The organism is Cupriavidus sp. a3, from assembly GCF_051015765.1.
GTDB classification, from domain to species: domain Bacteria; phylum Pseudomonadota; class Gammaproteobacteria; order Burkholderiales; family Burkholderiaceae; genus Cupriavidus; species Cupriavidus oxalaticus_A.
The window spans coordinates 532,254-545,369 of sequence record NZ_CP170645.1 but is presented as its reverse complement, the minus strand read 5'-3'; the positions used below and the strand labels follow the sequence as shown (position 1 = coordinate 545,369).

At 60.6% G+C, this 13,116-nt stretch carries 8 protein-coding genes and 2 pseudogenes; 5 read left to right on the top strand and 5 right to left on the bottom strand.

Annotation, left to right across the window (positions count from 1 at the left end; all coding sequences use genetic code 11):
* Positions 1 to 718 precede the first annotated feature (718 nt).
* The 5 genes from ACAD63_RS35405 to ACAD63_RS35385 form a co-directional block, all read right to left on the bottom strand.
* A complete protein-coding gene (locus ACAD63_RS35405) occupies positions 719 to 1,246 on the bottom strand; it encodes a hypothetical protein (protein ID WP_434034913.1) in 528 nt (175 codons plus the stop codon).
* Positions 1,247 to 1,690: 444 nt separating this feature from the next.
* Positions 1,691 to 2,326, bottom strand: coding sequence for a YqaA family protein (locus tag ACAD63_RS35400; protein ID WP_434034912.1), 636 nt, complete (start codon positions 2,324 to 2,326; stop codon positions 1,691 to 1,693).
* Between the two features lie 206 nt (positions 2,327 to 2,532).
* Complete coding sequence (ppk2, locus tag ACAD63_RS35395) at positions 2,533 to 3,336, bottom strand: polyphosphate kinase 2 (RefSeq protein WP_434034911.1); 804 nt, start codon at positions 3,334 to 3,336, stop codon at positions 2,533 to 2,535.
* A complete protein-coding gene (ftsH, locus tag ACAD63_RS35390) occupies positions 3,317 to 5,251 on the bottom strand; it encodes an ATP-dependent zinc metalloprotease FtsH (RefSeq protein WP_434034910.1) in 1,935 nt (644 codons plus the stop codon). Before ftsH ends, ppk2 begins: the two co-directional genes overlap by 20 nt.
* Positions 5,252 to 5,524: 273 nt before the next feature.
* Entirely contained in the window at positions 5,525 to 5,692 is a 168-nt protein-coding gene (locus tag ACAD63_RS35385) for a DUF5676 family membrane protein (protein ID WP_434034909.1), read from the bottom strand.
* Between the two features lie 109 nt (positions 5,693 to 5,801).
* Here ACAD63_RS35385 and ACAD63_RS35380 point away from each other — a divergent pair, with 109 nt between their 5' ends.
* The 5 genes and pseudogenes from ACAD63_RS35380 (at position 5,802) to fdhF (ending at position 12,984) form a co-directional block, all read left to right on the top strand.
* On the top strand, positions 5,802 to 6,776 hold the full coding sequence (locus ACAD63_RS35380) for an IS5 family transposase (protein WP_434035089.1): 975 nt from the start codon (positions 5,802 to 5,804) through the stop codon (positions 6,774 to 6,776).
* A 572-nt stretch (positions 6,777 to 7,348) separates the two neighbouring features.
* Positions 7,349 to 7,429, top strand: a pseudogene (locus ACAD63_RS35375) (IS200/IS605 family transposase); the annotation flags it as partial.
* 61 nt (positions 7,430 to 7,490) lie between these two features.
* A pseudogene (locus tag ACAD63_RS35370) lies at positions 7,491 to 8,174 on the top strand (transposase); the annotation flags it as partial.
* A 1,178-nt stretch (positions 8,175 to 9,352) separates the two neighbouring features.
* Entirely contained in the window at positions 9,353 to 10,201 is an 849-nt protein-coding gene (locus tag ACAD63_RS35365) for a formate/nitrite transporter family protein (RefSeq protein WP_434034908.1), read from the top strand.
* Positions 10,195 to 12,984, top strand: a complete 2,790-nt coding sequence (gene fdhF / locus ACAD63_RS35360; protein WP_434034907.1) for a formate dehydrogenase subunit alpha — start codon at positions 10,195 to 10,197, stop codon at positions 12,982 to 12,984. Before ACAD63_RS35365 ends, fdhF begins: the two co-directional genes overlap by 7 nt.
* Positions 12,985 to 13,116: the final 132 nt, after the last annotated feature.

Genomic DNA, 13,116 nt, shown 5'->3' with positions numbered 1-13,116 from the left:
GCGAAGTCGCTGCAAGCTACCTCAGTCGACTAGCTGCAGCATGAACCAGACGTGTCCGCGCTGGACAGAACACCTCAGACGTCGCAGCCGCGGCACTACAGCCGGACACGCAACTGCAGCGCGTCCTCGTCGATTCGTTGTCAGGAAATGCGATAAAGCCGGTGAGAAAAATAGAACAACAAAATCAGCAAAATGCCGCGCTGCCCTTTGCAGCTTCTAGCTCAGCACCCGTGCTAGCGCGGCGCTGAAGGCGTCTTCCGAGCGGCGCTAGGCATTGGCCGCCGAGACCATCATCCCGGACCGTGCTAGAACCTCTGCCATTGCGGCGACCGGCCCCATGCCACGATTGAAATCGCCCAACTCTGGTAACGTGCGACTAGGGCTAGCGCATCGAGTGGGCGCTTTCCAACCACTCGCCCCCCACGGCGTAGCCGACTCGCGGACGTATGAAACTAACCATTGGTGGTTGCACAGTTTCTCATTAAATTCGGCGTGCTATAAAGACGGCATGTGGATACGCGAACTGAATGTCCTCGGCGAGATACGTCCAACAAGACGACTCCGTGAACTCAGGAAAGCGGCGTAAAATCCACTGCTGACGCCGTCCCGGCAAATTTCGGGGCACCCGCCAGGCGTAGAACGCGCTCTACTACGCGCGCCAACGCGCCCGAGCAGACAATTGAAGAGGCTAGTAGTCGTAGCTCTGTCTGGCACTTCCTCACTGCTGGCGGGGTGGCTGCGGCTGCAGCCTCATGTACTGGTGTTGCATGATGTTGTTCATCATCATCTGCTGCATGCCCAAGTACTGGTCCATCATGTACTGCCGCTGCTTCATTTGCTCAGGTGTGAGCTTCGAATAGTAGTCGCCCATCTGCCCCCAACCCATCATGCGCCCGCCCATCGTGTGGCCTCCCATCATGGGTCCGCCCATTACCCCCTTCCCCATCACCCCCGGGCCCCACAAGCCGTGCATCATACCCATCGTATCCTGCATGGTCGTCCAGTGCTCCTGAAGCAACTTTTGACGCTCCTGCGGGTCCTGCGTCTTCTGGATTATTGCCATCTGCTCCTGCATCTTCCGCATGTTTTCCTGAATCTGCTGCGCCTGCTTATCGAATTCGGCGACATTAGGTTGCTCTTGTCTCGGGGGAGCACTCTTGGCCACCGGCTTGCCTTGTTGGGCAAACGCAGGCATTAGGGAAAGTACGGCAGCGGATAGCACGGCTACCATGAATCGCTTCTTCATCTTGTCTCTCCTTATTGGCTACCATTTCGACCCGAGCCGTCAATTATGAGGCTGCAATTGGGTCTTTACAGAATAGTGCTTTCCGCTTGGAAAGGCATGACGCGAGACAACAGTTCGGTTATCTAAGCGACTCAAGCCGCTGGCTGCTCGGCGACCGTAAGATGCGGAAGCGTGAGATCGGACAGGTAGCCCGCGGTCGTCAGTACCCTGTCGAGGATGCCTTAATGGCCATCGTGTATGGGCGATGCCATCCGCCCGAGCGTTACAGGCTCTCGGCCATTCGCGAATTGCGATCCCTTCAAATGATTCAAATCAGACGTGTCAGCAGTCGTATCGCACGTCATCGGCCCGGCGGGCTTTGAAGCTGAACGTGATATTATCGGGTGGATGAGATTTTGCTGGCGCACTGCACCGCGAGCCGGCCAGGCTCAGCCATGGCGTACTTCATTGTGGTCTTTGAAAGCCATTGTGCTTCTCGCTTTCACTTTGCCAGGAATCATGAGCACGGGCTGCAAGCCAGGAAGCCAGACTGTACTTTGCGAGCTTTCCGCAGAAGATGACCGCAAACACCGCCAATGGGGAAAGTTTCGCCAAGGCGACAAAAACCAGTGCGGGCGTTTGTGGCAGCGGCGATGCAGCGATGACCAGCAGTGCGGGGAGGCCATAGCTTCCGGTGAAACGCTCCACCGCCATCCATTTGGCGGAGCGTGTGAGTTCAGGTAGGTAGGTGAGCAACTGGACCCAGCCGAGATGGTGGAAGACGACATAGAGAAGAAGTGCCCCGGCACTGCTCCCCAGGGCTGCACAAAGCGCAATCATCTTCCATCGACGTGCATTCAGCAGCGTTGCCGCCGATAAGACCGGGACGAGCGGCACGCTCATGCTGATGGTCACGAGCAACGCCAAGGCTCCGACGAGCACTGGAAAGGCCTTGCGGTGCGCGCGTCGGCTCAGCATATCCAGCACGCCAGCGAACACCAGGCGGCCGACTCCCCCGATGGAAGTTGTGGGCGTTGACGCCCGATTCACGCTTCCCAGCGATAACGAACTGGGCTGCTGGCGTCTAGTATCAGTCTCCATGGACACCACGCGCAATCCTGCAGTTGTTGGGGCTATGTCAATTATCGATCCTGGCGCCGACAGTACACGACTGCCTGCGAGCCTGGCTCGCTTCCGCGTCTCCACATTGGTGGCTACTATGGTGGGGCAGTCAGACTTGGGAAACCCAGAAAATGTGACGGCACCATCCATCCTTTCGGATTGCGGACCTATGACGAATAGCCACTTCACTTCGCGATCACGCCGCTAAGCAGATGTTCCTCGGCATAAGGAAATACGATCTTCGGCTCCGGGCGAATCAGTTCTGTGTCCTTGCCCACATAGTGAAGACGAGTCAATAGATCCTTGATGACACTAAGGCGGGCTACTCGCTTGTCGTCGGCTCGAACGATGTTCCACGGCACGACATCGCTAGTCCGGGCAAGCATCTCGTTGCGCGCGTTGCTGTATTTCTTCCACAGCGATAAAGCCTGCTCGTCGATGGGGCTGACCTTCCACTGCTTCAGCGGATCCCGGCGGCGATTCTCGATGCGCTGCTTCTGCTCGGCCTTGCTGATGTCCAGGTAGTACTTGATGAGACGAATCCCGGAGCGCACGAGCATCCTTTCGAACTCCGACACACTCACCATGAAGTCCTCATGCTCGTCATCAGTACAGAACCCCATCACGTGTTCTACACCAGCCCGGTTATACCAACTTCGATTGAACAGCGTGAACTCGCCGGCAGCTGGCAGTTCAGTTGCATAGCGCCGGAAGTACCAGGAGCCACGGTCGCGGTCGGACGGCTTGCCAAGGGCAACGACACGCGTTTCGCGCGGGCTGAGGTGTTCAACAATGCGCTTGATCGTCCCATCCTTTCCGGACGCGTCCCTTCCCTCAAAGATCACCAGAATCCGGTCATTGCAGGAAATGAAGTGCTTCTGAAGCTTGACCAACTCGATTTGAAGTAAGTGCAGAGTCCCCTCGTAGTCCTCATGGGAAATAGCGCTTACCGCCAATTGCGCCCTCTTGCTACTTGCCTTTGTTTTCATGGCTCGCCTTCTGTGAATCGGGCGCGTCCGAAGTGCCTGGGTGCGGCTTCCCCGGCGGGGTGACCTTCTCGGAGAGCAGCAGTTCCAGGGCAGATCGGTCCACTACCTCTTGCTCGAGCAGTAGTTTCGCCAGGGCGTCCAACTTGTGTCGATTTGCCAGCAGTGTCTGCGTCACACGCTCGCTCGCATCGGCCAGAATCTTCCTGACTTCCGCATCAATGATTTGCGCAGTGCTCTCACTGTATTCCTTGCGTTCTCTAGGCATCAATCCTGACCCTGTTAGAAGCGGATTCGGCACGTCATCGTAAGTGGCAAGTCCAAGCTGCTTGCTCATTCCGAATTGCGTAATCATCTGGCGAGCCATGTCCGTCGCGCGTTGCAGGTCATGCTGCGCCCCGGTCGACACATCTCCGTAAACCATCTCCTCTGCCATGCGGCCACCAAGCAAGACATCGAGGCGGTCAAGTAGTTCGCTCTGCTTGAGCAGGTAGCGATCCTCAGTTGGTGTCTGTTGCGTGTATCCCAATGCCGCGACGCCTCTGGGAATGATGGAAACCTTGGATACTCTGTCAGCACGAGGCCGCGATTCCGCCACGATAGTATGGCCCGCCTCGTGGTAGGCGATGGTTTCCTTCTCCTGTGGATTCATCACGCGATTCTTCTTTTCCAGGCCGCCAATAATGCGGTCCAGTGCCTCGTCGAAGTCGTCCATCTCCACCGCGTCCTTCCCTTTCCGTGCCGCCAGAAGCGCGGCCTCGTTAATGAGATTGGCGAGGTCTGCGCCAGCGAATCCGGGCGTGCGGCCCGCCAACTTCGTTAGGTCGACGGTAGGAGCCAGGACGACGTCCTTGATGTGCACCTTCAGAATTTGTTCCCTGCCTTTCAGGTCCGGCCGGTCCAACGCAACGTGGCGGTCAAATCTACCCGGGCGAAGCAGCGCCGGGTCAAGAATCTCAGGCCGGTTGGTGGCAGCCATGATGATGACCCCTTTGTTGGTATCAAAGCCATCCATCTCGACCAATAGCTGGTTCAGGGTCTGTTCGCGCTCATCATTTCCTCCCACTGGGTTCAGCGCACGGGTCTTGCCCAAGGCATCCAGCTCGTTGATGAAAATGATGCAGGGCGCCTTGGTCTCGGCCTGGTTGAAGAGGTCGCGCACCCGCGCCGCCCCCACACCAACAAACATCTCGACGAACTCCGAGCCGCTCATGCTGAAGAACGGCACGCCGGCTTCGCCGGCCACCGCCTTTGCCAGCAGGGTCTTGCCTGTGCCGGGCGCCCCGAGAAGCAGCACGCCCTTAGGTATTTTGCCACCCAGGCGCCGGTAGCGCTGAGGGTCCTTCAGGAAATTGACGATTTCGGCGAGCTCCTCCTTTGCCTCGTCGATGCCGGCGACATCGGCAAAGGTCACGCCGGTCTCCTTCTGCATATAGACCCTGGCCTTGCTCTTGCCGATCTCCATCATGCCGGCGCCGGCGCCACCGACCCGCTTGATGAGGAAACTCCAGACGATAAAGAAGAGCATCGCGGGGACAACCCAGGACAGCAGCGCGCCAATCCACTTGTTGTCGACCTGGCCCACAAAGCGTACCTTGGCGGCCTCGAGATCCTGGACCAGATTGAGGTCATTGACTCGGAGTGTGGAAAATGGGTGGTCCCCCTTGCCCTGACGCAACATCTCCTCGGCCTGTTGCTTGGGTAGCAGATTCTCAATGCCGTTGGTGTTGAGTTTGCCGGTTATGGCGCCCTCGCCAACCGTGATGTCGTTGAGCTTGCCGGCCTTGAGCAAGATCTTGAAGTCGCTGTATGGCAGCGACTCCACATGCGATGAGGGAATAAAGCTCTGAAGGATGAGAATCGCCGTGACAGCCACAAGCAAGTACCAAAGGGAAAACTGCCTTTGAAGTGGTTCCATGATGACCTTTTGTCTTTTCGTATGCAGAAGGGCCTGAACCGTCGCGGATACTCGCCGCTAGCTGTCCATTTTCGTATCAATCAATGCGTGAAGGCTGCATTGGACGATCGGTTAGATGCTCTACCCGCGGCGCTCTCGCGCGGCGCGTGGCAATCACGCCGGCATTCCGCGACCTCAGCGCCATCCCCCGAGGCTTTCGTGCAACCATGCAAAGAATGCTCCGGCGGCAAAAGACCAGACTGCAAAGATAAAGCCTGGGTAGATGATGGACCATCAGGACAAAGGATGGCCTGTCTGAAGGCGCCGGAAGTCGAGTCCATGAAAGAGCGCGCTCATGAAATTCATGAAGGGTTCAGGGAATGCCAGCCAGACGAGCGAGCACAAGGCGTAGAAAATGGCGATCGTGGCTGAGAGCGTCAAACCAGTTTTATAGGGCTTCATGGCAACCTCCAGACGTAGGTAAGCTTATGGCTTAGGGCAATGCTGATTAAGTCCTCCAGTTCGTGAGAGTAAGCGTTATCTGAAGAATCACGAGCGCGAAGAGATGAACATGAAGCAGATGACGTTGGCGGCGGGTGCAGATCAAGGGGCAGGATTCGAGCAATACCGCAAGCCAACGCGACGCGAGGCTTTTCTGGCGACGATGGAGACGATCGTGCCGTGGGCAGCATTGTGCGCCGTGATCGAGCCGTACTATCCGAAGGCGGGCAACGGCCGGCCGCCTATTGGCCTGGAACGGATGCTGCGCATCCACTTTTTGCAGCACTGGTTCAACTTGTCGGATCTGGCCTGCGAGGAGGCGCTATATGACAGCGCCAGCCTGCGCCGCTTCGTCGGGATTGACTTGGGTCGTGAACCGGTGCCGGATGCCACCACGCTGCTGAAGTTTCGCCGCCTGCTGGAGAAGCACCAGCTTGCCGAGAGGCTGTTTGCTGAGGTTGGCCGAGTCCTGCAGGCAAGTGGCGTGAAGCTGAAGACCGGCACCATTGTGGATGCCACGATCATCGGCGCACCCAGCTCGACGAAGAACAAGGAGAAGGCACGCGACCCCGAGATGCATCAGACCCGGAAAGGACAGCAGTGGTTTTTTGGAATGAAGCTGCACATCGGCGTGGACAGCCAGAGTGGGTTGGCCCATTCGGCAGTCGTGACGCCGGCTAATGTCCACGACAAACATGCGCTGCCCCGGCTATTACATGGGCAGGAGCAGCGAGTCTATGGCGATAGCGCCTACGCCAGTCAGCAGGCGCTGATCGCGTCCAAGGCGCCCCGCGCCAAGGACTTCACCAATCAGCGTACCCGCAAGAACGGGCAGATTGACGAAGTGCAACGTGGGAAGAACCGCAACAAATCGAAGATCCGTGCTCGGGTCGAGCATGTCTTTGCCGTAGTCAAACGCCTGTGGGGCTTCACCAAAGTACGCTACCGTGGCTTGAAGAAGAATGCGGGCCGGGCCTTCACGGCCCTGGCGCTGGCCAATCTGTACCTCAGCCGAGGGCATTTGATGGGAGCAGTCCGTCCGTAAAGGGCGAATGTGGGGCAAGTGCTCCGCCAACACGCCCCATTTGGGGATGCGGTAGGAAAATTCTCGTCATCAGAGCCGAGTTTTTCGCCCGCACACGTTCTTATCAGTCTGAACGCACCAATTCACGCGGCTTGTTCAGCATAGCCCTAAGGACCAAGCGTGTCCGCCTCGATCAGGCTACCTCATCAATCAGGTCTGGAACTTCTGCAACGAGACCCAGTTCCGCAGCCTCAAGCGGTACTGCAATCGCCCGAAGGTCTGGTTGTCCGGCTTCGATCTCCAAAAGCTGACCAACGGCTTCAGCAAGTGTGAAGGCGTCTCCATCGGGTCGGCCACGCAGCAGCAGGTCTGCGAAGAATTTTCGACGCGCCTCAGGCAGTTCAAACGGCAGCGCCTCAACTGGCGCGTGCGCGACCGCAATTCCCCGAAATACTCGCTTGGCTGGGTTCCGTTCAAGGCGCGGGCACTGACATACAAGAACGGTCAGGTCCGCTTCAACGGCATCAGCATCGGCCTGTGGGACTCGTATGGCCTCTCGAAGTACGAACTGAGGGCGGGCAGCTTCAACGAGGACTCATTTCGCCTCGTCGTGCGGCGGTGCGCCAATAGATATCCTTCGGCAATACATTGAGGAACAACAAGCGCCCCATTAGGACGCCTGCGGCGTCCGTGCTCTTGACCCCGGACTAAACTCCGGGGCTTCCCGCACAGCTGGTGACCGAAGGCAAGGATGCTGCCACGGTTGGCAAGTTCGCTGAACATCTGCACGAGCACAACGCTGCGCCTGAGCAGATCGGGGCGGTCAGTATCGACATGTCGCCGGCATTCATCAAGGGCGTCAGTGAGCATTTGCCCAACGCGCGCATCACCTTCGTGGACAAGTTCCATGTCGTGGCTCACGCTTCGGCAGCCGTGGACAAGACCCGGCGTATCGAACAGAAGACTGGTCCAAGCCTCAAAACCCTGCGCTGGACGCTGCTCAAGGATCGCGACGGCTTGCCAGCCGCACAGCGTGCCAATCTCGACGCGTTGATCGCCAACGTCACGACCAAACGCACTGCCCGTGGCTGGCTGTATCGCGAGCAGTTGCGCGACATCCTTGAGCGCAAGCAGATCAACGTGGTTTCCGCAATGCTCGAGCAGTGGTGGACCAACGTCATGCGATCCAAGGTCGAGCCAATGAAGGAGGTCGTGCGCATGATCCGCAAGCATTTCGACGGAATCGTTGCATGGGCCCAGACGCGCCAGACCAATGGCTTCCTGGAGGCGCTCAACGGCCTGTTCCAAGCCGCCAAACGCAAGGCCCGCGGTTATGTGAGCTTCAAAACCATGTGCACCGTGATCTTCCTGATCGCCAGAAAGCTCAACTTCTCCTCAATCAACCCGTATGCCGCATAACCCACTCATTTTTCAAAAGAGCCATTTTTCTGGACCGACTGGAATCCGGAATGAGTGGGATTGCGTGCAATTGCTGTCGACGCTGAGCCCGTACGACCGGGGCAGCCCAGACCTCCGCCGACTGATCGCGGTAGGAAGAGGCGCAAAGTTCCGAAGCCTCCTCGCCGCCGACCACGATGCACGGGTTCGGTTCGATAGCTTCGACGGCGGCAATCCGACATGGCGGTTGTTGCCATGAGCGATAGAGAATGGCCCACAAAAAAGCTGCTGACACGTCGGCGTGGTCAAGAGGCTGATGTCCTTCCACGGACGCGACGCGGTGGGCATTTAGTTGGGCGCGCTTCCAGGCGCCCGGGATCACGCCGAACGTGGTTGGCACTACTTCGCTAACGTGAGGTCGCCTAGGGTGTCGTCCATTAGGAAGCACCAAAAATGGCGAGCACTTGAGCGCATGCGTAGCAAATCTGATGCATGTTTGCCAGACGAGGCGCTTCATGCATGACCTCGTCCGTCTTGTCCGCCCAGGACAGCAGCACCGGGCGAGGATATCCCGATCCAAACAGGCAAACAGGTAGTAGCTGACTGGCCCTTTTCCCCAAGTTTTGGAACGTTGGCCAACCACGGCTCGCAAGATCCGGTGACCATCCCATTCACGCCAAACAGCCCAGTGCGAGAAACAACTACATGTCGTCATACCGCGCGTTACACGGTGCCTGACGCGAAAGCCGCGCCTCCTCCGGTGGCGCGGCGCAATCCTCCAATGGCCCTGCTCCAGCCGATGACAGCATCAGGCCATCGCCCGGCACGCCTGCAGGCAGATCGGGCTAATGGGCGAATGATAGCGAAGGCTTCTTCCACTGCCTCATCAGCCCGTTTGGTCGATCTGCTCCTTCGAGAAGAGCCATCCAACTGCATCGAGCCATTTCCGGGCGACACGCGGTTTCGTGTCGAAGCCTGGGAAAACGCAGCCATTCGTGCTCCGGTATCAAGCATTTCTCGTTACGCAGCAATGATGGCGCGCCTCGGCGAGGTCCGAGGCACGTGAAGCGCAGGACGTTTCCCACGCTTGTCGGTTCAGGCAACGGGACTGGGCCTTGCGCCCGATCAAATGGCAGCCGGTCCAACGTTCTATAGTAGCTTGTACTATGTCCGAACCTCCGTCCACCGGGAGTACCGCCATGACCCCGGTAGCTGTCCCCGGTCTTGACGCGTACTCGCCCAAGCAGGTCGCGAGCCGGGTCAACGAATTCTGCATAGCCAAGGCGCACATGCCGCTGCTGATGCTGGCGATGCTGGGCATGCTCGCGGGCGCGTTCATCGGGCTGGGGGCGCTGATGTTTGCTCTGGTGAGCAGCGATGCCTCGCTCGGCTTCGCGGCAAGCCGGCTGCTGGGCGGGCTAGCCTTTTCGCTCGGGCTGATTTTGGTGACGGTGGCTGGCGCCGAACTGTTTACCGGCAACAACCTGCTGGTCATGGCTTGGGCCAGCGGCTGCGTGAGCACGCGCGACGTGCTGCGCAACTGGGTTGTCGTTTGCGCGGCCAACTTCCTCGGCGCACTCGGGCTGGCGCTGCTAGTCTGGCTCTCGGGGCACGCCACGATGAACGGCGGTAACGTGGGAAGCACAGTCGTAGCCATTGCCACGGCCAAGGCCGGACTTTCGGCGACCGACGCCTTCTTCCGCGGCATGTTGTGCAACGTGCTGGTGTGCATGGCGGTGTGGATGGCGCTGGCCGGGCGAAGCTTGGCGGACAAGGCGGTGGCCATCGTGTTTCCGATTACCGCCTTCGTGGCCGCTGGCTTTGAGCATTCCGTCGCCAATATGTACTACTTTCCGCTGGCGATGCTGCTGGGTGCGCCTCTGGGATGGGATGACTTCGCCCGCAACCTGGGGCTGGTGATTGCAGGCAACCTAGTCGGTGGCAGCGTGCTCGTGGCACTGGTCTATTACACGATCTACCTGAGGCCGGCGGCACGGGAGGCGGACACCGCCGCAACCACGATCAGCACGAAGGATCCTGGATGCTGAGCCTGACGATTGACGGCAAAGCGGTCTCCGCGTCGTCCGGACAAAGCGTGCTTGAGGCAGCCCGCGCCCACAGCATCGAGATCCCGACGCTGTGCCATCATCGTGACCTCACACCGGTTGGCTCTTGCCGCCTTTGCCTGGTCGAGATCGAGGGAGAGGATCACTTCGCGGCCGCCTGTGTGCTGGAGGCCCGAGCCGGCATGGTGGTGCGCACGGCCACACCGCGCATCGTGCAGGCGCGCCGCGCGGTGCTGGAGATGCTGCTCTTGCGCTACGACGACGCGGCACAACCTGAGCGGGAGTCAGAGTTCATGCGCTGGGCGCGAGAATATGGGGCAAGCCGGCCGGAGGCCCCGCCCACCGCAACGCACTTTGCCGCCGATGCCGACCCCCACCCCTTCATCCGGGTCGATCTCAACAAATGCATCCTCTGCACCCGCTGTGTGCGGGCCTGTGCCGAGGTGCAGGGACGTTTTGTGTGGGGCGTGGCCGGCCGCGGTGAGGCGTCCCACCTCGTGGCCGGTGTTGACACCACCATGCTGGAGGCGCGTTGCGAGTCCTGCGGGGCCTGCGCGGCCGTCTGTCCCACGGGCGCGCTGGCGGACAGGAACTCGCTGCCCGAAAGTAAGGGTGCGCCCGAGCGCAAGGTCACGACAGTCTGCCCCTATTGCGGCGTGGGCTGCGGCTTCGACCTCAACGTGCGGGAAGGAATGATTGCGAGCGTGGCTTCTAACGCGCAGGCGCTGGTCAACGGCATGCACTTGTGTGTCAAGGGACGCTACGGCTATGGCTTCGTGCACGACGGGGCGCGGCTGCAGCAGCCGCAGGTCCGGCGGTATCTGCTCGAAGGCAACATCCGGCGATCGAATGAGGCCCGCGGCGAGTGGATCGCCGTCGATTGGAACGACGCGCTAGAGGTCGTGGCACGGCGCTTCGCGGCCATCGGCACAGAATCCGGCGCGGGTGCCCTCGGGATCCTCGCCTCGGCCAAATGCACCAACGAGGAAAATTTCCTCTTGCAGAAGCTGGCGCGCCAAGTGTTTGGTACGCACAACGTGGACCATTGCGCGCGCTTGTGCCATGCCTCCACGGTCGCGGGGCTGTCCATGGCCTACGGCTCTGGCGCCATGAGCAACACGCTAATGGACGTCGCCGAGGAGGCGGCCGCGGTCTTCCTCATCGGCTCGAATCCCACCGAGCAGCACCCGGTGTTCGGCACAATGCTCCGCCAGGCGGTGCGCAAGCGTGGCATGCCACTGGTGGTGGCCGACCCGCGCGCCATCGGTCTGACGGAGTTCGCCGCCCTGCACCTGCGTCACCGCCCCGGCACCGACGTAGCACTGCTCAACGGCCTCATGCACATCATGCTGGCCAAAGGCTGGCACAACGGTCAGTTCATTGCGCAGCGCACGGAAGGCTTCGAGGCCTGGCACCAAAGCCTGGCCGCATACACGCCGGCGCGCGTGGTCGAGGTCACTGGGGTGAGCGAAGCGGACCTGATCCGCGCCGCGTCCTTGCTGGCCCACGCCAAGCCCATGGCGGCGGTCTGGGCTATGGGCATCACGCAGCACACCAGCGGGGTCCTCAACGTACTGGCGCTTGCGAACCTGCAGATGCTGCTGGGCAACGTGGGCATGCGCGGCGGCGGAGTGAATCCGCTGCGCGGGCAGAACAACGTGCAGGGGGCCTGCGACATGGGCGCGCTGCCCAATGTGTTTCCGGGATACCAGGGCATTGCGGATGCCGCTGTGCGAGAGAAATTCGCCGCGGCCTGGGCACTGAAAAACGGACCATACCTCCCGTTCGGGAATGCACCAGGGCTTACCGTGACCGAGATGATCGACCTGGCGGGCCAGAGGGCTCTGCGAGCGTTGTACATCGTGGGCGAAAACCCGGCCGCGACCGATCCCGACCTCAACCACGTCAAGCGCTGCCTCCAGTCGGCCGAGTTCGTCGTGCTGCAGGAGATCTTTCCCTCGGCCACGGCTGAATTCGCCGACGTGCTCCTGCCGGGTGCCGCGTGGGCGGAGAAAAGCGGCACCTTTACCAACACCGAGCGACGGGTGCAGCGGGTGCGGCAAGCCATTGACCCGCCCGGGCAGGCAAGACCGGACTGGGACATCGTCTGCGCGCTGGCGCGGCGCGTACTCGCGCTGCAGGGCAGAGCGCCGGCTGGGCCGCACGCGGGCTGGGACTACATCGGCCCGGACGACATCCTGACTGAAGTGGGCATGCTGTGCCCGACCTACGCCGGCATTACACCGGCGCGGCTCTCGCGCGGCGAAGCGCTGCACTGGCCGGTGCCGGACACAAGCCATCCGGGGACACCTATCCTGCACATGGGACACTTCAGCCGCGGCAAAGGGAAATTCCACCTTGCCGAATACCTACCCCCTCAAGAACTGCCGGACGCGGACTATCCGCTGCTGCTCACCACCGGCCGCGTGCTCCCACACTGGCACGCGGGCGAGATGACGCGGCGGGTGCCCGGACTGCTGGAGCTCTATCCGCAACCGCTGCTCGAGATCAGCCCCGAAGATGCGGCGCGGCTGCACGTGGCCGACAAGCAGCCGCTGCGGCTGGCTTCGCGCCGCGGCGAGATGCAGGCCCTGGCGCAAGTCACGGACCGGGTACCGCCAGGGGTGGTGTTCGGCAATTTCCACTTTCCGGCCGAGGCCAACGTCAACAACCTCACGCGAGCGGCGCTGGATCCGGTAGCGAAGATTCCGGAGTTTAAGGTCTGCGCGGTGCGGGTGGTGGATTCCGGCACACGCACCGATTAGCCATAGCGGTCCCTAGCATCCATGCGGGTCTCCGGGCATCGGCAGGACGGGAAAGCGGCGCTGCGTCCACTGGCGGTGCCTCAGCGCTCGATCATGAGGCCAGTTGCTTGGGATCCCAAGGGGGGCCGCTAC